This window comes from Spirosoma horti (assembly GCF_054776595.1).
On record NZ_BAAHBQ010000001.1, the window covers coordinates 538,822 to 559,030 of the forward strand.

The window sequence follows — 20,209 nt, forward strand, 5'->3', positions numbered from 1 at the left end:
TACCGTGCGTCTAAGGGGAATACGTTCTCCCTATGCCATACCGATTTACCGCTCTGCTTATCAGCTTGTCCGTGTCCCTTCCATTGGTTACGCAGGGACAATCGACATCGGATCCTGACCCGACTCTGTGGTTGAATTATTCGCAATCGTACTACAAAATTCCGATTGCCAAAGCCGGTATCTACCGAATTACTACCCGCGACCTGCAACAGGCGGGCGTTCCGCTTCAGGAAATTGACCCAACAACCATCCAGCTTTTTCACCGGGGAGTCGAGCAGGCTATTTTCTTGTCCGGTGAAGCAGACCATCGTCTGGATACGGATGACTATCTGGAATTCTACGGGCGAAGCAACGATGGTGTGCCGGATTCGCTGCTGTATCATCCAATCCGTGCCCAACCTCACCGCTTCTACAGTCTTTTCAGCGATACAACGGCCTATTTTCTAACCTGGCAGGCGAACGGTAAGCCCGGTAGACGAATGACCGCCTATGCGGATACAACCCATGACGACCTACATCCCGCCCCTTACCACTGGGCAGAAGACCTACGGGTATTCACGGAGAATTACCCCGGCTGGGCGGCCGGCATTGCACCAAAAATCGAGTACAGTTTTTACGAAGCGGGCGAAGGCTATACGGGCGTTGTTCAACTAAAGGGAAAGCCTTACACCATTAAATTTCTGCTCACGAGTGCCGTTCCCTCCGGGCCATCACCACAGATCGACATCCTGTTCACGGGCCGCGATTACACCAACCACCAGGTCGACTGTTTTATTGGTCCACGACCCGACCAGATGCGCCTGCTCGACTCCGTTCGCTTTTCGACCTATGACAATGTACGTATCCAACAACCCATAAACTGGTCGGATATTGGTCCAGATGGTACTCTGTTTCTTTCAACTGTTTCGCGGGGCGAGAACAATACTGTTGACAATTACTCTGTATCCTATATCCAACTTCGCTACCCGCAGTCCTTCACGGCCAATGGGCAGGGGTCTCACCTGTTCCGGCTTGAGCCAAACGCAGGAATGAATCGCTCACTGCTTGTGATTCCGGATGCACCAGCCAACACCCGTTTCTGGGATATTACCGACCCGAACGCCCCTGGTCAAATCAGGGCAACGAGCCTGGCGGGCGGGTCAACGCAATTACGTATTCAGGGCGCTACGGTAGCGAAGACAATTCTGTCTGCCAGTCAGCCTCTATCGGTATCGACCATTCGCCGGGTCACCTTCACGAACTGGAACAACTACAAACCAACCTACCTGATTATCAGTCACGAATCCTTATATAAGCCCGTGGCAACGTCGTCCAATGCGGTTCGGGCGTATGCTGCTTACCGGGCCTCGGTACTGGGCGGTGGCTACGATACCCTGACGGTAACGATGCAGCAACTGTTCGATCAGTACAGCTATGGCGAGCGCCACCCCCTTGCCATTCGCCGATTTTTGACGCAGTTAATTCGCCAGGACAAAGGTTCGCTCGCCTATCTGCTGCTGATCGGACAGTCCCGCAGTACCCCTGGTATTCGGCGAAACCCGGATCAGTCAATGCTCGACATGGTGATGACGGCCGGTTTTCCAGGTTCCGACGTTGTGTTTTCGGCAGGGTTGAACGGACTTCCGGAGAACGTACCGGCTATTCCAACAGGGCGCATCAATGCCGGAACACCCCAGGACGTTCTTAATTACCTGGCTAAAGTTAAGGACTACGAACATCCCGACACGGATCTAAGCTGGCGCAAGCATCTACTCCATTTGAGTGGTGGTCAGACGCCGGGCGAACAGGATTTATTACGCCGATTGGTCGAGGGCTACCGATCCCAGGCCAGCGCTCAATCGCTGGGAGCACAGGTAACGATTCTGTCAAAAGGGACGGACAGGCTGGTTGAACCCATTCAGGTCGTAACGCCCGTTAATAACGGCGTTGGACTCATTACGTTCTTCGGGCACTCGGGTCTTGACATTACAGACCTGGATATTGGTTTCTGTTCCAATGACGCCCTCGGCTATCGCAATAAAGGCAAGTATCCCGTGTTGCTCATCAACGGCTGTGCCATTGGAAATTTCTTCTACGGTCGGCCAACGCTGGCGACCGATTGGGTCCTGGCACCCGGCCGGGGCGCTATTGCAGCCATTGCGCATAGTCATCTTGGCTACGCGGATGTGATGCATACCTACAGCACCACCTTTTATAGTCTGTTGGCCGATAGCTTACAACTGCATCAGTCCATTGGTCAGCTCCAGCAGGAAACCATCCGGCGTGTTCTGGCTCAATCGACAGATGGACGAGCGGTAGCGAATTGCCAGCAAATGGTCTTGCAGGGCGACCCGGCAATTCGCTTATTCCCCTTCCATACGCCCGACTATGTGTTAACGGCTGGTGGCCTGACAATCGCCGGTACGGACCAAAAACCACTCACGAGCCTGAGCGATTCGGTACAGATTAAGGCCATCGTTCAGAACAACGGGCAATACTGGCGTGGACTGATTCCGGTGCGGGTGCGCCGATTTATTAATGGACGAGAATCAGGTGTGTTTAATCTGCGTGCATCACCGATTGCTTGCCGGGACACGCTCAGCCTGTCGTTTCCAAACGAGCGCGACGCCGAAGGGCAAAACCAGTTTGAGGTAACGATCAACCCGGCGGATTCACCCATTGGCCAGACCGAAGCTGATCATGCCAACAATCAGGCCAGTGCCGAACTAACGATTTCCGGCCAGAAACCGGTTCTGATCTTCCCCGCACTCAACACACTCATCAGGCAAACAGCTGTCCAGCTGACGGCCCAATACCTGACCGAAGGTACCCATGTGTTCGACCTCGAACTCGACAGCACGGCTCAGTTTAACAGCCCCTTTAGGCTCCGGCAGCGCATCACGGCCACCACACGGATCAGCTATCCGACCGTTTTACCAGACCGGCCTAATACGTCGTATTACTGGCGCGTCCGTTTAGCGAACAAGGTCGATAGCGCAACCCAAAGCAACCCAACGGCCTGGGTAACCGGCTCATTTGTATACGCCCCCAACAGCACGACCACTGGCCTACCAGAAGGCCAGCTTTGGCTGGCAGCTCCGCTGCCGGTCGATGTCCGACAAGGGGATGTCTTTCCGATCCGCGCATACTTTACTAACCTGAGCCCGGTTCCGTTTTCCGATTCATTGATGGTCAGGCAAGTGATTTATGCGGCTGGTTTAGCCAATGCACAGGAAAAAACGTGGGCAGTAAAAGCACCGGTTACCGGCGATACCCTCCGATTGACTACAGCCATCGATACGGAGAAACTACCCGGCATCAACCGGGTTATATTAACCGTTAACCCACGCCTTCAACCCGAATACTCGTTTCTAAACAATACCCTCGATTTCTCGCTACGCGTTCAACCTGACCAACTAGGCCCGGTACTTGAGGTCGCTTTTGATGGGGCCCGCATCGCTGACGGTGCTGTTGTGTCCGCTCAACCCGTAATCGATATGCTGGTTGCCGACGACAACCGCGCCCTGATACGTCGGGATACAACTGGCCTGGATTTATACCTGCAACGGCCCGGAACTAATACAGCCTTTGAACGGCTAAGCTGGCGCAATTCCGTTAGCCAGCCCACAGCCCCCGACAATGTATTCCGTTTACGCTACCCATCGCCGACATTAAGTGAAGGAACTTACCAGCTTCTCGTGACAGCCAGGGACCTGATCGGCAATCGGGCGGTGCCATACCAGGTGAGCTTTCGGGTGGTGAATGACCGAAAACTTACCCAACTCACCATTTACCCAAATCCTTTCCAGGAGCAGGTACTCTTCACCTTTCAGCTAACCGGCGATCAGGCTCCAGAAAACGTAATACTCACCATCACTAACCTTTCCGGACACCCGGTGCGGCAATTCATACGACCAGCCCGCGTGGGTCTGAACGAGTGGCCCTGGGATGGTCGGGATGATGCGGGTAGACAGCTACCACCCGGAGTCTATCTATACACATTGACGATTACTACGGCTGATGGGGTTGACTGGCCCGTGGGCGATGAGGTATCGAAAAAACTAAATGGTCGGCTCATCCTGAATCGCTGATGCAGACCAAGCTCATACCGACTGCGTCCGTGGAACAGAGCCGCCAAACGGCTACCTATATCCCCGCCTTTACGGGCCTGCGGGCCATAGCGGCTTATCTCGTCTTTCTGCATCATTATAATCCCAGCCCGGTCGGCGCGTTCGCGAATCGGCTTTTCCATCAGGGGTACATCGGTGTGTCGTTTTTTTTCGTGCTGAGTGGATTTCTGATCCATCACCGGTATGCCGACGATTACCTAGGGCGTATTAACTGGTCCTGGCGCAGGTATCTGCAAAATCGTTTTGCCCGAATTTTTCCCTTGTATGCCCTGCTTCTACTACTCACGGTCAGTGTTAAGGCGCAAATGGGCCATCCAATGCCTTTACCAGTGGTCATTCTGGACTTCATGCTGCTGCAAGGGTTTTCCGAAACGTATGCCTCCAGTGGTATTGCCCAGAGCTGGAGTTTGACGGTCGAGGTCTGTTTTTACCTGCTAGCTCCCTTGCTCTTTGTCGCCTTAAAACGGTGGGGTCCCTTACCCCTAACCGTCTGGCTGATTGGTTCGGGGTTATTGATCCGGGCAACCAGTACATATCTTGCCGGGAGCCTTGATTACAGGGAGGCTCTACACAGGCAGGTACCCTTTCTGTTTTTTTATACGTTTTTTGGCCGGTCGTTCGAATTTGTTCTGGGTATGTGGCTGGCCCATCGGTGGCAGCAAAACCGATTCTTCTATATCCCTTACGCCATGAGAATTGGCCTGCTTATTATAAGCAGTTGCGTTCTCTGGCAAACGGGCATATCCTTGTTTGCCGCTACTCGCATCGTGCTCATCGGTAGTGAAATCGCCGTTTATAACTTTATCTTACCGATCGGTATCAGCCTTTTTCTTCTGGGATTAATCTCGTCAAACGCTGGCCTTCGCCAACTACTTTCCCATTCATTACTACAGGCTTTAGGCCGAAGCTCCTATGCTTTCTACCTGATTCACATTGGCGTCGTGGCACATGGACTACAAAGAGCAGGTATCACCAATCGCTGCCTGTTATTCGGCCTGCTGGTGTTGATTGCCCACGGACTTTATAGCTTCATTGAGAAGCCGCTGTACCAATGGCTACGAACCAGTAAAGATCAAGTCAGTCGTTAATCCCAACATTCCATAATCAACAAATCACCCGATCTTGCTTCGATACGGACAAAGCCATCCTCGGCAGCTTCGTTACTGCTGCTCGTGAAATAGCCTAGTTTCAATGTAGCTTCCTGAAGATTGTACTTCAGCCCCTCTGAGGTAAAACCCGTCACCGTGCCAACGGGTATCAGGGAAATAGGCGTTCCAGCTTCGTACCACTTCTCGAACCGCCCAACCAATGGAAAGATTTTGGAATGATCATCGATCATCACGATCCGAATCTGGTCTTTATACCGGACAATATTGGTCATATTCGTCAGTGTATGATCCGCCCGGCGACCGGTTGCCCAAATGATGTTGACGGCTGAATACCCCTGTTCAATCAGGTATTCGATGCCTTTATCCAGATCGGTTTTGTCCTGATCAGGTGCGTGCACAACGTCGAGTGGGTACTGCTGTGCCCGAATATTGTCGAGGTCAAGATTCCTGTCGAAGTCGCCAAGTAGTACATCGACTTTGATGCCCAAATCGAATACGCGCCAGATGGCACTATCGAGCACCACAACGGTTGGGCTCCACTCCAAAAGCTGGCCTATCAGTTCTTCCGAACAGGCTTCACCGTTGGCAATGAGCAGGGCGGGTTCCTGTTTCTCCCGAACAATGTGATGCGATGACATGAGGATAGTTACAGGCCGCTTTTTAGTATTTTTTCAATATCGCCGGGGCTATCCACGCTTGGCGTCTGGTAAGTCGTAGCAACAAGCTTGATCCGGAAGCCCGCTTCCAGCCAGCGCAGTTGCTCCAGCGATTCAACCCGTTCGAGAGGTGAGGGCGGTAACTGCGTAATTTTTGCAAGCACATCCGCCCGATACGCATACAGCCCAACATGGCGGTGATACGCATGTTGTTCATGCCAGCGTTCCGGCTCTACACCCCATAGATATGGCACCGCCGACCGGCTGAAGTACAAAGCTTCGTTTTGCTCGTTGATAACGATCTTCGCTTCCTTCGGATCGTGCAACATCGCGGCTGAGTCGACCGTTGCCATTTGGGTGGCCAGTTCGATGGTACCGTCCAGAATAGAAGCCAGTTCATCGATCTGAGCGGGGTCGATGAAGGGTTCATCACCCTGAATATTAAGAATATAATCCGATGGACTTCCCGTGATCAAACCATCCGCTTTCAGCCGATCGTAAGCTTCCCAGCACCGGTCGGTGCCACTGGGGTGGTCGGTACGGGTCATAATGGCTTCAAAACCGATTCGGCGCACGGCTTCGGCAATGCGCTCATCATCCGTGGCGACGATAACTTTCGCTAACGATGTCGCCTGACTAGCCTGTTCGAGCACCCGCTGAATCATGCTTTTTCCGCCAATGTCGGCCAGCGGTTTGCCAGGAAAACGAGAGGAGCCGTAACGGGCGGGAATTATTCCGATAATCATAGGTAACAGGGGTTGAAAGGCAACCGGGGGTTAACGGCGTTTTTAAGGTCGAATCGATGCGCTGACCGGCTTGGGGGCTGATTTAGACGAATTCGATGAGTTTGCGTTCGGGGCCATTCACCCCCACAGTCCAGTAACTTGACTCAACTGCCTGCCGTTGCTGATAATAGCGATCATAAACAGGCTTGTAGCGAAGTCGCTCATCCATGACCGTATCGAACTGGCCCAGCAGGCCCAGCATCAGTTCACACCCTTCCCGCACGGCAAACTGCCCGCTTTGACTACCGGTTACATAGTCGACGAGACCATTTCGAACGACGTAATTTGTAAAGAGTGGGTTAGCATTCCGACGAACCATAATCCGGACCCCGGCCACTTCGGCAACGGACAAATCGAGGGCGTCGTCAAAGAAAAAGGCGACCTCGTGCGGTTGCAGGTTGTGCTCGGCCAGAAAATGGGCCAATACATCAATCTTGTGCTTGGCCTGCGAATAACAAGCATGAAAATGCTCCCGACGCACGAGTGCATCTGCCAGCCCATTCGTTACTCCGGTTATGATAGCCGCGACTGGCAACTGCCCACCGTGGTGTAGCCAGAAACCAAACCGAAGCAGATTGGTACCCATCGAGTCGACTTCACTGAATGAACTGCTGCCCGCTTCGGTTTTGATACCGTCGTTGAACACGCCATCCCAGTCGAACACAACAGCCCGAACGACTTTCAGCTTTTCGGTTAGGACATTAGCAGGGGTTACAAATTGGCCGCCAAGCGCGGTGAAGGTTTGTTCGATGTCAACCATGAGAGGGATGTAGGCTATAGGATGTATGCCATATGCGCAACCCATATGGCATACATCCTATAGCCTACATCATTAAGCTAGTTCTGGCAGTGTATTGCGGTATTTTACTTCGACCGCATGGAGTTCGATAAGCGGTTTCATGAACTCTTCCAGGTAGCGGATATCGAGTTGGCTGGCCGCGTCGCAAAGTGCTTCCGACGGGCAGGTATGCGATTCGATGAACAAACCATCCACACCCGAGGCAACACCGGCACGGGCCAGTACGGGTAAATACTCACGAGCGCCCCCTTTAGCATCGGCCGACGGGATGCCGTATTTCCGGATGGCGTGGGTTACGTCGAACACAACCGGATAATTGGTGCGGGCCATGTGGTAGAAACTACGTGGATCGACCACCAGGTCATTGTAGCCAAAGGTATATCCCCGCTCGGTCAGGATAATCTGGTCATTGCCCGAATCTTCGATTTTCTTGACCGGGTGTTTCATGTTCTCCGGTGCCAGAAACTGGCCGTGCTTCACATTGACGACCCGGCCCGTTTGGGCAGCAGCTACCACCAGCATGGTTTGCATGCAGAGGTAAGCCGGAATTTGCAACACGTCGACCACTTCGGCAGCCGGAGCACACTGATCCGGGTAATGCACGTCGGTGAGGAGGGGAAAGCCAAACTGCTCTTTCACCTTCGCCAGAATTTTAATGCCTTTGTTTAGGCCCGGTCCATTGTAATAGTTCAGGCTGGAGCGGTTGTCTTTCTGAAACGATGATTTATAAATGATTTTGATACCGAGCCGCTCCTGGATTTCGCGAAGCTGCTCAGCCACACTCATCATAATTTTTTCGTCTTCGATAACACACGGTCCCGAGATGAGAAACAACTCATCAGACCCACATTCGATGTCGCCAACGCGAACAATTTTCTGAGACATAATAGTCAGTAGTTGATAATAATTTACAGCCGTCGGAATAAGTCCTTCAGCAGGTCGATGGTGATCACCTCCTGCCAGTTGTCGCCGATGGCGTGCAGCCACATATGGGGCAGGTTATAAGAGACATGCGCCATTTGGGTAATGGTGTCGTCGCTCCAGTCGTTGGATAAGCCCTGCGGCAAATCGATCTGGTGATACGCCACCATCTCCTTAAACTCAGCCACGCCTTGCGGGTAATAGTCGGCGAGGTGATTCATGATCAGACAATTGGCATAACAATGCCGGGTTCCCAGAATCTTGGACAACCCATAACTGAGCGCATGGCAAACGCCTACTTCGGAATAGGTCAGGCTTAAGCCACCCATCATAGATGCCACCATGAGTTTGTCGTCGTTTTCGGGCGTCTGGCCTGAGTCAGGGCCTAAATACACCTCCCGGCAAAGCTTCATCGACTGCTCGGCGTAGGCGTGTGAATACGCATTGTTCAGTCGGCCATTCTCCGATTCGATGCAGTGGATGTACGTATCCATGCCCGTATAGAACCACCAGTTACGTGGTACGCTGGCGATCAGCTCGGGGTCGAGTACAATCTGGTTGAAAACCGTCCATTCGCATTTGAGGCCCAGCTTTTTAACTGGTCCGGTCAGGACGGCCGTCATGGATACTTCGGCACCGGTACCCGATATGGTGGGTACGCCAACGTGGTAGACACCCGGCTTTTTGATCAGGTTCAAGCCCTGATAAAGCGTCGAAGAGCCTTCGTTGGTAAGCATCAATGACAGCGCTTTGGCAATATCCATGATGCTGCCGCCCCCAATGCCTACAACGCCCGACGGCAACCCTTTTTTGGCCAGGATCTCATCGCGCAGCTGGTCAATCTGATCCGTCGTGGGTTCGTGCTCTTCAACACTGATGTAATAGGTCAAGTCCTCTGCATGGGCCGGAACCTGCCCTTCCAGGGGTTTGCCTTTGAAGTAATTATCGATCAGAAAAACGAAGTACCGTTCATTCTCGACCCGGTGCGGAACCAGGATTTCGTCGAGTTGCGAGAAGCTTCCCCGTCCGAAAACCGTCTTCTCGACGCCCTTAAAATTCTTATGCGTGGTTTGTGTTGGTGTAACTACCATAGTATCGTCAAGCCATACTGGCTAAAAAAAGTTACGCTTCTACCAGAGTTGCTTTGCGAATGGCCGCTTCGACATTGGTGGCCAGCGTGGCGACCTCGTCGGATGTCCAGGTGGCCCGGATACCAAACGAAATCAGCCGGCCAATGGTGGCCTGTGCGTTTGGAATATCGAGGTTGTTGTAATCCTGTGGCGCACCAAATTTTTCAATCGGCAGGGTGGCTGCGGTCCGCATCTGTTTGATATGGTCCCACTGATTAATGAAGTGGTACATATTCGTGAACCAGTAATTGAAACCGCCTATACCAGCCGCATTCATCTCGGCAACAACCCGTTGCGCCGTATCGGTATCGGGCATAAGTAGATTCAGGAATGTAGCTGAATCACCGTTTTCGTCAGGGATGCGGGCAAACGATACGCCAGGCACCTGACCTAACGCAGCCATCAGTTGACGTTTGTGGGCGTTGTTATTCCGAATGATTTCGGGCACCCGACGCGTCTGAACCAGTCCGACTGCCGCATGCAGTTCGCTGATCCGGTAGTTGAACCCAAGAACCGGGTGCTGCTCCATGCCCCGGTTGCTCCCGATATGGTCATGGCCGTGATCGGAGTAGGAATCGGCATGTTTGTAAGCAGTCTCATCGTTGGTGACCATGATACCGCCCTCGCCAGCCGTGGCAATTTTGAAGAAATCAAACGAGTACGCGCCGGTTTTACCCCACAATCCCGTTGACACGCCTTTGTAGCTGGCCCCCATTGCCTGTCCGGCATCTTCTACCAGCACCAGGTTATATTCGTTCACGACGGCCATAATGGCGTCCATGTCTGCCATTTGTCCGCACATATGGACCAGGCAAATGGCTTTCGTTTTAGGCGTTATAGCCTTGCGGATGCCATCGGCACTCAGGCAGATTGTCTCGTCGATGTCGGCGAAAACGGGCAACGCCCCCACCATAAGCACCGCTTCAACGGTGGCAATGTAGGTGAAAGGCGGCACGATTACCTCGTCGCCGGCACCGATGCCAGCCGCAGCCAGGGCGCACAAAACGGCGGTCGACCCGCTCGATACGGCATGTGCATACTTGGCCCTGACGAGTTTGGCAACCTCGGCCTCAAACTCACGGGCTTTATAAATATTATTGCGTTGTGCTTCGTGATTATACCGAAACAGGATGCCGGTCTCGAGCACATCGTTGATTTCTGTGCGCTCAGCGGCTCCGAAAAATTCCATTCCTGGCATGACGTAATCCGTTTAGAGGGTCGCTTCCGAAAGTTGACTTACCTGGCGACCAGTTATCTGCAAAAGTACGGGTTTTCACCCGAGAACGAATACATGGATTTTCGGGAAACGCCTATTCGTTAATAGGGAATCCGTTTTCCCAGCCCGACCCACTCCTCAAAAACAGTGTTGGCTTCGTCGCGAAGAAGCTGATGCATCGGAATATGGCGTTCTTCGCGGGGCTTGTCGATTTCCTCATAAATAAACTGATCGTCGAAACCGGCTCCGGCGGCATCGGCGTGCAAGGCTGCGTAGACAATCCGGCTGGGACGCGCCCAATAAATAGCGCCCAGACACATCGGGCAAGGTTCGCAGGAGGCATAGAGTGTACAGCCATCCAGTTGAAACGTGCCGAGATTCTGGCAGGCATCCCGAATGGCAACGACCTCCGCATGGGCTGTCGGGTCATTGGTCGAGGTGACGCGGTTGCATCCCTTTCCTACGATCACGCCATCGCGCACAATAACAGAACCAAACGGCCCACCCTGTCCGCTTGTCATGCCCTCGCGGGCCAGTTGAATGGCCTCGCGCAGAAAAAAATCATCCTGATTCGTCATTGTCTACTACTAAATAGAAATTGTTGCTTGTTTAAGAGTGCCCAGATACTGGATAACGGCCAATTGTGCCGTTCTATTTTTGAGCAGTGAGGCTGGTGCCAGGGCATCGCGGAGTTCCTCGTAAAGATGCATGGCTTCGGTTAAACTCAACAGAAGGTCCTCCCGATCAGGCGTCGCTACGGTTGCTCGCAATCGACCTAAATCAACCGCTGAGAATGCCATTTCGGCCCGGCGCACCCCTCGTGGCAAGCCACCGTTTTTCAGATGTAACAGCGGACCCAGCACCATATTCCGCACGAATGCCAGAAAATCAATGGCTTCAAAATACTCGCCCCGCCCCACTTTCAGAGCGGCATAATGCATCCAGATCCAGAATCGATCTTCCGTTGCCTGGAAATCGACGGGTGGATACTGCGCCGTCGATTGCTGGATAATGGTCGTTAGCAGTTGATCCCGCTCCCAGAGCACAACCGGATTCTCAACCCGCTCGTAAAACTCGACCGGGGTTAAAAACTTAATATCCACATGCAGCAAGGGCGACTCATAGAGCGCAATCAGTAACCGGGGCTCCCCCACATGATCGCCCCGAAAGGACGCCAGCAATGGGCCGAACCGGGCTGCATAATCGCGCATGTGGCTAACATCAGGCGCTAGCTGCCGGGTAGTAATCAACACCAGATCGAGATCCGAATAGGCGTCGATCTCGCCCGAAATCCACGAGCCGCCTGCGGCTAGTCCAATCGCTTCAGGGTCTTGCTGACAGACCTGAACAGCCTTGTCGATAACTAATTGAAACGGGTGTAAATGAGACGGCATACGCAGTTGAGAGTAGTAAATTAGTACGGAACGACCGCCTTTTTCGATTAGTTCAACAACACTTACCGGATAGGCAGCACAACCCCCAATCCGTTGGCGCTGGCGGAGAGCAACAGCCGTTCCTGTTTATCGCCCCTGTTTTTAAAGATAAAATAGTTGACCAGATCAAACGCCAGCAAAAAACCACCCTGAGCCATAATGGACGATCCGTAACCGCGCAATTGATCGGCCTTGTCGGGATGCGACTCGGCCCGCTCCCGCAAGTACGCGCCACCGATCACATAAGCCACGTCTAACCCGGCATTGATCAACAGCACCTGCTTCATGTTTTCGTGCTGTCTGACGGCATCCGCCAGCGTTTCGGCATCCGCCTTCTTTTTGCGCGAACCCAGCAAGCCAGCCCCGGCAATACCCAGATTGACCAGATTCCAATACACGTTCATCTTGTGAAAATACCGGGTTTCGCCCGTTGTCTGCCCGGCCGCTACGGCTCCCACCGCAATGTTGGCCAGGGCAAAGCTGCCGAGGGTCAGACCGAGGGTTTTCTGATGCCGGATGCGTTGCTCACTAAAGTCGCGCAATTCGGTGGAAGGTGTGACACGCTGCCCCACGACCGTACCGCCAAGCAGCACAGAACCAGCCGTTAAAAGGAGTTTTTGAAATGAGTTCATAAATGCTGATTTTGGGTATAAACAGGCTGTGCGGGGCGATGTTTATAAGCCCAGGCGAGCCTTTGTCGCGGGGTCATTCACATTGGCCAGCTCCCGGATGTCGGGCACCGTCAGTAGCTGAACATCATTTTGTTGGAGGGCCTGACGCGGAGAGTAGTCTCCGGCGGCCATTGCCTGCTGTAGAACCGGGTAAAAGGCGGGCTCATAAATGCCCAGTAGCGGCTCCGGAAACCGGCCATCCGAATCATAAAAAACAGTAGCCCGTTTCGCCGGATTTCGTCCCTGCAACAGCGCGTCGAGCGACTGGCTCGTTAACAGTGGCATATCACAGGCCACCACGAGCCAGGCCGCAGAAGCATCCTGAGCAAACGCCGACAGGATGCCATTGAGCGGCCCCGGAAAGTTGAACAAGTCGATAACAAGCGGCTGACCGGTTGCCGTTTGCTCAACGGCCTGTTCCGCATTGACCGACCAGAAAACGGCCTCACAATAGGGGGCCAGCAGTTCAGTGAGGTGTTCCCGCTGGGGTTTTCCGTGGTAAATCAGTGTCGACTTATCACGCCCCATCCGGGTACTGCGCCCACCCGTCAGAATCAGGCCGTTTAGCTTAGGCACGCCGAAAGTCCCGTTTCCCACCCGTCTTTTCCATTAATTTCGTTTCCTGGATAATGATGTCGTGCGACAGGGCTTTGCACATGTCATAAATCGTCAGAGCCGCCACCGATGCCCCCACCAGCGCTTCCATCTCCACGCCGGTTTTTCCTTCGGTCGACACCAGGCAGTCGATGATGGCGTCGGTTCCTTCCGTCGTGATGGTGATCTGGCAACTGTCCAAACCAAGCGAATGACAAAGGGGAATCAGGTCGTCGGTACGTTTGGCAGCCATGGTTCCGGCAATGATCGCCGTCTGGAACACGGGGCCTTTCCTGGTGGCAATGTCGTTACCACCCAGTCCAGACGGGGCTAGATGTTGCATAATATCGGGGCCAAGGGCAACAATGCTCTGGGCGCGGGCCGTTCGGCGCGTCACCGTCTTGGCACCCACATCGACCATGGCCGGATTACCGTCTGCGTTGAGATGAGAAAAAGAATCCATTTAAAGACTGATAAATTATGAATGATGAATAGATTGCGCCTTTCAGGACAAAATTCATCATTTATACTTTATCATTCATCATTTACGGCATGCTTACCGTTACCGACGCTTTCGCCCTTACGCAACACCATAAACTAAGCCTGCCGACTGAAACCGTTTCCCTTGCCAATGCCGCAGGCCGGGTGCTTCGGAAAACGGTTCGTGCCGACCGGGATTTCCCGCCCTTTAACCGGGTGGCGATGGACGGCATCGCCATTCGATTTGCCGATTATGCCGCCGGGCAACGTACATTCCGTATTGAGGGAACGCAACTCGCAGGGCAACCGCAGCAAACGCTGAGCGAGGCCGACACCTGTCTGGAAATTATGACCGGAGCGATGCTGCCGATTGGCGCTGACACGGTTATCCGGTACGAAGACATACGCCTTGCCGATTCGCAGGCGACCATTGCCATTGAGGATGTGCAGTTGGGACAACATATTCACCCACAAGCAACTGACCGGCGGGCGGGCGACGAACTTTTGTCGATCGGCATGTGGCTTGGCCCGTCGGAACTGGCCGTAGCCGCTTCGGTTGGGCAAACCACATTGACCGTAACGGCGCTTCCGCGTGTGGCGCTCATCTCCACAGGCGATGAGCTGGTCGACGTTGGCGACACACCCCTGCCCTACCAGATTCGCCGATCGAATACCTACATGCTCCGAACGGCGCTGGCAACCTTGGGTATTGCCGCCACGTTGCACCACATCATTGATGATGAGGCTGTTCTGAAAGACCAGCTAAAAACCCTGCTTGCCGATAATGACGTGCTGATTCTGAGTGGGGGCGTTTCGGCTGGCAAAGCTGACTTTGTGCCCTCGGTGCTTGCCCAGTTAGGTGTACAGAAACATTTCCATAAAATTGAGCAGCGCCCCGGCAAACCGCTCTGGTTCGGAACGGCCGTGGCCCAGGATGGAGAAACCCCGTACGGAAATACCCGAAGTGAACAGACCAAAGCGGTCTTTGCGTTACCCGGCAATCCGGTTTCTACGGTGCTCTGCGCTTATCGGTATGTGCTGCCCTATTTGCGGGCATCGCTGGGATTGCCGCCTTCCCGACCACGGTATGCCCAACTGGCCACGCCGGTTGTGTTCAAACCAGCCATTACGTACTTCCTGCCCGTTCGCCTGACCTCGGAACCCGATGGCCGGACACTGGCACACCCGCTACCCGGCTCAGGATCAGCCGACTTTGCTAATTTACTGGCAGCCGATGCCTTCATGGAGCTCCCCGCCGAACGCTCGGAGTTTGGCATCGGAGAAGCCTTTCCGGTATGGCCGACACGCAGCTAAGGGGCCGTTAGCTTATTCGACCGATTTGGGCTTATTTTTCTGTTCGATAACCAGTCCTTCACTTGGTTTCCATTTATCGTACTCCATGTAAAAGGCCGTTTGTCGGGCCACCTCAATCCCTTTGAGCCGGGCCACAACGTGCAGGGCTCCGTCAATCCCGGCGGACACGCCTGCCGTTGTAATGACTTGCCCATTGTCAACGAAACGGGTATTTCGTAAAATCTTCGCGTTGGGTGTCGCCTTTTGCAATGGGTCGATGTAACTGTGGAACGTCGTCGCCTGCTTCCCGTCCAGAAGCCCCGCTTTTGCCAGCAGCCCGGCCCCCGTGCAAACGGACATCATTATTTCGGCGTGTTCAGCGGAGTTTTTTATCCAGCTGATCAGCGTCTTGTTCTCAATAAATGGCCCCGTTTGGCCACCGGGCAGCACAACAATATCCGGCGTTGGGCAATCCTCCAGGCTATAATTGGGTATAATCCGGATGAATCCCTGACTGGTGATGGGCTCTTTAGTAAGCGAAACGGTATACACGTTGAACCCTTCCGTTGACGCGAAAACCTCGCTTGGACCCGAGAAATCCAACACCTCAACGCCATTATGAATGAAGATGGCTACATTCCGCTTCTTCGCGGTTGGCTGACGATTAGCAACCGAATTCATCATCGAAACACTCCGTTTGACAAGTGGCATGCCGCAGTGCAGACAAGTACCGGGATCATTATGCCGCTCCAAATCACAAGCGCTGCCGCAGGGCTCGCAATAGTAGGCCATCAGGTCTGGTTTTGGACCTATTTGATGGGCGTAGATTGGCGTAAAACAGGCTACCCATAAACCGATGACAGGAAGGGAGCGTACGATATACATGATTGAGTTCATAGACGTGAAATTCAGGATGAAAATGATTACTTTATCGTTGAGACAGGACCCGATTTTTTCCAGATTCGGCGGAGTTGGCGCGCATCCCGAAAGCCGCATTTGGCGGCAATCGCATCCATCGTCATGACGGGATTATGCAGCAGCGTATGGGCCAGTTCGAGTCGCAGCAGCGTTGTGTAGGCATTAATCGTGGTGCCGGTTTCTTTCCGAAAGGTCCGCGTCAGGTTTCGGGTACTCATGCCCACAATGTCGGCCAGCTCTTCCAGGCTTGCATTCGTTTCCAGATTGGCGATCAGCCAGTCCTGCATTCGATGGATAGCCACGTTCATATGGTTCCGGTAATCCAGGTACACACTTTTCTGCGAATGCCCTTCGCCCCGGCGAAAGTAAACCACCAGTTCGCGCGCTATTTTGGTAGCGAACAAAGGCCCCTGGTGTTCCTCAACAATGGCTAACGCCAGATCGATACCCGCCGTAATACCTGCACTGGTATAGATACCAGCGTCTTTGATGAACAGTCTGTCGTGCTGGACCAGTAAGCGGGGATAAGTGGCCTGTAGCTCCTCGATCCGTTTCCAGTGCGTTGTACATTTCCGGCCATCGAGGAGGCCTGCCTGCGCCAGTAGAAAGGCACCAGTACAGACAGAGCATAAATGAACGCCTTTTTGGTGCTGTTGCCGGAGCCAGTCAAAGAAAGCCGTTTCCTGCTTAAACTCGTTCGACCGAAGATAAGTCATGTCCATACCGGGCAAAAAAATAAAATCGCCGGGCTGTGTTTCCATATCGGCAAACGACGGTATACTACCGAAATTCAGCCCTGCCGAGCTGGTAACGGGCTTTCCAAGTGAACAATACGTCAGCCGATAAGGCGCTCCATATTCGGCGGCTTCATAAAAGACCTGCACTGGCCCCGTTAGATCCAGAACATGTACGCAGGGCGGTACAACAAAAATCAGTTGCGCAGTAGCAGACATCGACCCGTTTCGTTAGGGTGTAAAAGTACAGGGTTATTTTATCTCACAAAGGCCAACCAGCGGACATTTTGGGCCACCTAATCCGTAGCCATCCAAAACCTGCCTGAGCGCATTCCCGGCGAAAATCGTATCTTTGCGACTGATTAACCGCTTATGAACGCCACTTTCGCCAACGATCTGTTTCGCCAGAGTATTCAGGCCTATCACCTGACCGACAACGTCGATACCCCGATCAACAACCCGTTTCCGGCTGATGCTATTGCCTTCCTGTTATACCAGAAAAACTGGATCGATACGGTTCAATGGCACCTGGAAGACCTTATTCGTAGCCCAACTATTCGCCCCGACGAACTAGTGGCCATCAAGCGCCGGATCGATCAGTCGAATCAGGACCGGACGGATACCGTTGAACAGATGGACAGTTGGTTTTTCGAACAATTTCGGGGTATTCATGCCAAGCCAACCGCCCGGCTAAACTCCGAAACGCCCGCCTGGCTCCTCGACAGGATGTCGATTTTACAGCTCAAAATTTACCACTTCCAGGAACAGGTCGACCGCCCGTCGGTATCGGACGAACACCGCCTGAAAGCGCAGCAAAAACTCGCCGTTCTTCTCGAACAGGAACAGGATCTGGCCCGTTGCTTCGATGAGTTGCTGGAGGATATCCGCAACGGTGACCGCTTCATGAAGGTGTATCGGCAAATGAAAATGTACAATGATCCCACGCTGAATCCGGTTCTCTACAGCGAGGCAAAATAGGCATCGGGATTGTTCCTCACACCTTCACTTAGTGTATGAAGCACGTGCTTCTTCTTCGGTTTTCAGCGATGGGCGACGTAGCCCTGCTGGCACCCGTTGTTCAGGCGTTTACGCAGCGTTACCCCGATACCCGCATCACCCTGGTGACACGGGCTAAATTTGCCGTTTTTTTCGCACAGTTCCCCAACGTTCATGTTATCGGTGCTGATTTCGACGGTCCGCACAAGGGCCTCGGAGGCCTGGTTCGTCTGTTCAATGAGTTACGGCAAATGGCCTCGTTCGAGGTTGTGCTGGATGCCCACCAAAACATGCGCTCGGCGGTGCTGAAAAGCCTGTTTCGCCTGGTCGGGGTTCCATCGTTTACGATCAATAAGGGTCGTACTGAAAAAAGAGCCTTAACCCGAAAGACGAATAAAATCCGGCGCCAGCTGCCACATAGTGTGGACCGTTACGCCCGTGTATTTGATGCCGCCGGACTGGCTCTTCAACCCGCGAAGCCCTTTCAGTTTCCACCCTTCACAACAGCCGAAGCGGAGCTTAATGCCTTTCTGAACAACCAGGTAATTACAGAAAATACATCCTGGCTCGGCATAGCACCTTTCGCCCAGCACACCCAAAAAATGTGGCCTTTCGAGCGGTTCGCCCCGCTGCTGAAACAGGTCTATGCGGGGCCTCCGGTTATGGTTTTTCTATTCGGCGGGGGCGCTACGGAAATCGCTCAACTTGAAACCCTGCAACGACAATTTCCGCAGGCTATTCTGGTGGCCGGACAGCTTTCCATGGCCGCCGAGCTACTGCTCATCAGCCGACTGAGCGGAATGCTGTGCATGGATTCGGGAAACATGCACCTGGCGGCCCTGAGTGGCGTGCCGGTGCTGTCTATCTGGGGTGCTACACATCCCGATGCTGGTTTTGGACCTTGGGGGCAGGGGGCTGAGGCTGTCCTTCAGATTTCACCGGAGATCCTCACCTGTCGGCCCTGTTCCGTGTTTGGCAACAAGCCCTGCTGGCGGGGCGACCTGGCCTGCCTGAACGACATTTCGGTCGAAGCTGTTTCGGCAAGGGTACAGCAAATGCTCCATTAATACCACGATCAACCTCGTTTGATACGATTTTACGCTTGCAACAACCTCCTTTATGACTCAACGCCAACGCTCATCTATAATTCTGATTTTGGGTGCCATGACGGCCCTATCGCCCTTTTCGATTGACATGTATTTGCCTGGCTTTCCGGCCATTGCCCGTGACTTAAAGACAACGGTACCCCAGGTAGCGCTGTCTCTTTCCACGTTCTTCATTGGCATCTCGGCCGGGCAGTTGCTATATGGTCCCCTGCTGGATCGGTTCGGCCGCAAGAAACCATTGTATGCGGGCATGAGTCTGTTCATCCTAACGTCCATTGGCTGCATGACTGCGCAAAGTATCGATGCGTTGATTGCCCTTCGCTTTTTGCAGGCGATTGGCAGTTGCGTAGCGGGTGTGGCCGCCGTAGCGATGGTACGCGACCTGTTTCCGGTCGAAGAAAATGCCAAAGTATTCGCGCTGTTAATGCTGGTGCTGGGTCTGTCACCTCTATTGGCACCGACTATCGGCGGGTATGTTACGGCTGCGTTTGGCTGGCAATCGGTTTTTATCATTCTGGCGGTCATGGGCGCGCTGCTCCTGCTGGCTACCCGCTACGGGTTACCGGATGGCTACCAACCCGACACCTCTTTATCCCTGAAGCCCCGCCCGATTTTAGCCAACTTTCTGATGGTGCTTCGGGAGCCTCAATTTTCTACGTATGCCTTTGCGGGTGGCATGTCCTTTGCGGGCCTGTTTGCCTATGTGGCCGATTCGCCATTGGTGTTCATGGATATTTTCAAGGTCAGCGGGCAGGTATACGGCTGGATATTCGCCGGGTTATCGGTGGGCCTGATTGGCGCCAGCCAGCTCAACAGCTCGCTATTGCGGCACTACCGCAGTGAACAACTTGTATTTGCCGCTCTCTGCTGCCAGGTGACCATCACGCTGATTTTTCTGTTGCTGACCAGCCTTGGCTGGATTGGGCTCGTCGGTACGCTGATACTCCTGTTCGCTTTCCTGGCCTGCCTCGGCATCAGTAACCCCAATAACGGAGCGTTGGCTTTGGCACCGTTCACTAAAAACGCTGGCAGTGCTTCGGCGCTAATGGGCGCTACCCAAATGGGGCTCGGCGCTCTGGCCTCCCTCTGTGTGAGTGTCCTTAACAATCACACGGCCATACCCATGGTGAGTATTATGGCGTCCACGTCCTTGCTGGCCCTGTTCATCCTATTGGTGGGTCGTAAAAAAATTAGGGATAAGGCCACTAAACGGGCTGAGTCTTTGGAAAACTCAATCACACGGTGATAAACCCACTCAG

Annotated in this window: 19 protein-coding genes; 6 read left to right on the forward strand and 13 right to left on the reverse strand. The window is 53.5% G+C overall.

What is annotated here, in order from left to right; translation table 11 throughout:
* Window positions 1-32: 32 nt before the first annotated feature.
* Window positions 33-4,070 (forward strand): putative type IX secretion system sortase PorU2, encoded by a 4,038-nt coding sequence (porU2, locus tag ACYVAM_RS02270; RefSeq protein ID WP_461063495.1) that lies wholly within the window; start codon window positions 33-35, stop codon window positions 4,068-4,070.
* Window positions 4,070-5,197, forward strand: coding sequence for an acyltransferase family protein (locus ACYVAM_RS02275; RefSeq protein WP_461063497.1), 1,128 nt, complete (start codon window positions 4,070-4,072; stop codon window positions 5,195-5,197). The genes porU2 and ACYVAM_RS02275 overlap by 1 nt, the downstream gene beginning before the upstream one ends.
* Here ACYVAM_RS02275 and ACYVAM_RS02280 read toward each other — a convergent pair.
* From ACYVAM_RS02280 to moaC, 11 genes are all read right to left on the reverse strand, one after another.
* A complete protein-coding gene (locus tag ACYVAM_RS02280) occupies window positions 5,194-5,856 on the reverse strand; it encodes a thiamine diphosphokinase (protein ID WP_461063499.1) in 663 nt (220 codons plus the stop codon). The genes ACYVAM_RS02275 and ACYVAM_RS02280 overlap by 4 nt on opposite strands.
* An 8-nt stretch (window positions 5,857-5,864) precedes the next feature.
* A complete protein-coding gene (gene kdsB / locus ACYVAM_RS02285; RefSeq protein WP_461063501.1) occupies window positions 5,865-6,620 on the reverse strand; it encodes a 3-deoxy-manno-octulosonate cytidylyltransferase in 756 nt (251 codons plus the stop codon).
* Between the two features lie 82 nt (window positions 6,621-6,702).
* Window positions 6,703-7,419 (reverse strand): phosphatase, encoded by a 717-nt coding sequence (locus ACYVAM_RS02290; RefSeq protein ID WP_461063503.1) that lies wholly within the window; start codon window positions 7,417-7,419, stop codon window positions 6,703-6,705.
* Between the two features lie 72 nt (window positions 7,420-7,491).
* Window positions 7,492-8,343 (reverse strand): 3-deoxy-8-phosphooctulonate synthase, encoded by an 852-nt coding sequence (gene kdsA / locus ACYVAM_RS02295; protein WP_461063505.1) that lies wholly within the window; start codon window positions 8,341-8,343, stop codon window positions 7,492-7,494.
* Window positions 8,344-8,366: 23 nt separating this feature from the next.
* Window positions 8,367-9,470: an iron-containing alcohol dehydrogenase family protein gene (locus ACYVAM_RS02300; RefSeq protein ID WP_461063507.1), complete on the reverse strand. Its 1,104-nt coding sequence runs from the start codon at window positions 9,468-9,470 to the stop codon at window positions 8,367-8,369.
* 31 nt (window positions 9,471-9,501) lie between these two features.
* Window positions 9,502-10,707, reverse strand: coding sequence for a DegT/DnrJ/EryC1/StrS family aminotransferase (locus tag ACYVAM_RS02305; protein WP_461063509.1), 1,206 nt, complete (start codon window positions 10,705-10,707; stop codon window positions 9,502-9,504).
* 119 nt (window positions 10,708-10,826) lie between these two features.
* A complete protein-coding gene (locus tag ACYVAM_RS02310) occupies window positions 10,827-11,303 on the reverse strand; it encodes a nucleoside deaminase (RefSeq protein WP_461063510.1) in 477 nt (158 codons plus the stop codon).
* A 9-nt stretch (window positions 11,304-11,312) separates the two neighbouring features.
* The gene (locus ACYVAM_RS02315) at window positions 11,313-12,119 is read right to left on the reverse strand and encodes a nucleotidyltransferase domain-containing protein (RefSeq protein ID WP_461063512.1); all 807 of its coding nucleotides are present in this window, start codon (window positions 12,117-12,119) and stop codon (window positions 11,313-11,315) included.
* A 62-nt stretch (window positions 12,120-12,181) separates the two neighbouring features.
* Window positions 12,182-12,790, reverse strand: coding sequence for a DUF6992 family protein (locus ACYVAM_RS02320; protein ID WP_461063514.1), 609 nt, complete (start codon window positions 12,788-12,790; stop codon window positions 12,182-12,184).
* A 42-nt stretch (window positions 12,791-12,832) separates the two neighbouring features.
* On the reverse strand, window positions 12,833-13,405 hold the full coding sequence (locus ACYVAM_RS02325) for an NTP transferase domain-containing protein (RefSeq protein WP_461063516.1): 573 nt from the start codon (window positions 13,403-13,405) through the stop codon (window positions 12,833-12,835).
* Window positions 13,398-13,886, reverse strand: coding sequence for a cyclic pyranopterin monophosphate synthase MoaC (moaC, locus tag ACYVAM_RS02330; RefSeq protein ID WP_461063518.1), 489 nt, complete (start codon window positions 13,884-13,886; stop codon window positions 13,398-13,400). The genes ACYVAM_RS02325 and moaC overlap by 8 nt, the downstream gene beginning before the upstream one ends.
* Window positions 13,887-13,975: 89 nt before the next feature.
* On the opposite strand from moaC, the gene ACYVAM_RS02335 reads away from it, so the two are divergent.
* Window positions 13,976-15,217 (forward strand): molybdopterin molybdotransferase MoeA, encoded by a 1,242-nt coding sequence (locus ACYVAM_RS02335; protein WP_461063520.1) that lies wholly within the window; start codon window positions 13,976-13,978, stop codon window positions 15,215-15,217.
* 12 nt (window positions 15,218-15,229) lie between these two features.
* Here the strand turns inward: ACYVAM_RS02335 and ACYVAM_RS02340 are convergent, their stop codons facing one another.
* Both ACYVAM_RS02340 and ACYVAM_RS02345 read right to left on the reverse strand, forming a co-directional pair.
* Window positions 15,230-16,093, reverse strand: coding sequence for a DJ-1/PfpI family protein (locus ACYVAM_RS02340; RefSeq protein ID WP_461063522.1), 864 nt, complete (start codon window positions 16,091-16,093; stop codon window positions 15,230-15,232).
* A 26-nt stretch (window positions 16,094-16,119) separates the two neighbouring features.
* Window positions 16,120-17,067 (reverse strand): GlxA family transcriptional regulator, encoded by a 948-nt coding sequence (locus ACYVAM_RS02345; RefSeq protein ID WP_461063524.1) that lies wholly within the window; start codon window positions 17,065-17,067, stop codon window positions 16,120-16,122.
* 153 nt (window positions 17,068-17,220) lie between these two features.
* Between ACYVAM_RS02345 and ACYVAM_RS02350 the strand changes: the two genes are divergently transcribed.
* The 3 genes from ACYVAM_RS02350 to ACYVAM_RS02360 are packed head-to-tail and all read left to right on the forward strand — an operon-like array spanning window position 17,221 to window position 20,196.
* A complete protein-coding gene (locus ACYVAM_RS02350) occupies window positions 17,221-17,826 on the forward strand; it encodes a DUF4254 domain-containing protein (protein WP_461063526.1) in 606 nt (201 codons plus the stop codon).
* Window positions 17,827-17,861: 35 nt separating this feature from the next.
* A complete protein-coding gene (locus ACYVAM_RS02355; protein ID WP_461063528.1) occupies window positions 17,862-18,911 on the forward strand; it encodes a glycosyltransferase family 9 protein in 1,050 nt (349 codons plus the stop codon).
* A 52-nt stretch (window positions 18,912-18,963) separates the two neighbouring features.
* Complete coding sequence (locus ACYVAM_RS02360; protein ID WP_461063530.1) at window positions 18,964-20,196, forward strand: multidrug effflux MFS transporter; 1,233 nt, start codon at window positions 18,964-18,966, stop codon at window positions 20,194-20,196.
* Window positions 20,197-20,209: the final 13 nt, after the last annotated feature.

Bases quoted from the DNA above. Each gene is read 5' to 3' on its own strand.
- porU2 (WP_461063495.1), top strand. From the start codon at position 33: ATGCCATACCGATTTACCGCTCTGCTTATCAGCTTGTCCGTGTCCCTT.
- ACYVAM_RS02275 (WP_461063497.1), top strand. From the start codon at position 4,070: ATGCAGACCAAGCTCATACCGACTGCGTCCGTGGAACAGAGCCGCCAA.
- ACYVAM_RS02280 (WP_461063499.1), bottom strand. From the start codon at position 5,856: ATGTCATCGCATCACATTGTTCGGGAGAAACAGGAACCCGCCCTGCTC.
- kdsB (WP_461063501.1), bottom strand. From the start codon at position 6,620: ATGATTATCGGAATAATTCCCGCCCGTTACGGCTCCTCTCGTTTTCCT.
- ACYVAM_RS02290 (WP_461063503.1), bottom strand. From the start codon at position 7,419: ATGGTTGACATCGAACAAACCTTCACCGCGCTTGGCGGCCAATTTGTA.
- kdsA (WP_461063505.1), bottom strand. From the start codon at position 8,343: ATGTCTCAGAAAATTGTTCGCGTTGGCGACATCGAATGTGGGTCTGAT.
- ACYVAM_RS02300 (WP_461063507.1), bottom strand. From the start codon at position 9,470: ATGGTAGTTACACCAACACAAACCACGCATAAGAATTTTAAGGGCGTC.
- ACYVAM_RS02305 (WP_461063509.1), bottom strand. From the start codon at position 10,707: ATGCCAGGAATGGAATTTTTCGGAGCCGCTGAGCGCACAGAAATCAAC.
- ACYVAM_RS02310 (WP_461063510.1), bottom strand. From the start codon at position 11,303: ATGACGAATCAGGATGATTTTTTTCTGCGCGAGGCCATTCAACTGGCC.
- ACYVAM_RS02315 (WP_461063512.1), bottom strand. From the start codon at position 12,119: ATGCCGTCTCATTTACACCCGTTTCAATTAGTTATCGACAAGGCTGTT.
- ACYVAM_RS02320 (WP_461063514.1), bottom strand. From the start codon at position 12,790: ATGAACTCATTTCAAAAACTCCTTTTAACGGCTGGTTCTGTGCTGCTT.
- moaC (WP_461063518.1), bottom strand. From the start codon at position 13,886: ATGGATTCTTTTTCTCATCTCAACGCAGACGGTAATCCGGCCATGGTC.
- ACYVAM_RS02335 (WP_461063520.1), top strand. From the start codon at position 13,976: ATGCTTACCGTTACCGACGCTTTCGCCCTTACGCAACACCATAAACTA.
- ACYVAM_RS02340 (WP_461063522.1), bottom strand. From the start codon at position 16,093: ATGAACTCAATCATGTATATCGTACGCTCCCTTCCTGTCATCGGTTTA.
- ACYVAM_RS02345 (WP_461063524.1), bottom strand. From the start codon at position 17,067: ATGTCTGCTACTGCGCAACTGATTTTTGTTGTACCGCCCTGCGTACAT.
- ACYVAM_RS02350 (WP_461063526.1), top strand. From the start codon at position 17,221: ATGAACGCCACTTTCGCCAACGATCTGTTTCGCCAGAGTATTCAGGCC.
- ACYVAM_RS02355 (WP_461063528.1), top strand. From the start codon at position 17,862: ATGAAGCACGTGCTTCTTCTTCGGTTTTCAGCGATGGGCGACGTAGCC.
- ACYVAM_RS02360 (WP_461063530.1), top strand. From the start codon at position 18,964: ATGACTCAACGCCAACGCTCATCTATAATTCTGATTTTGGGTGCCATG.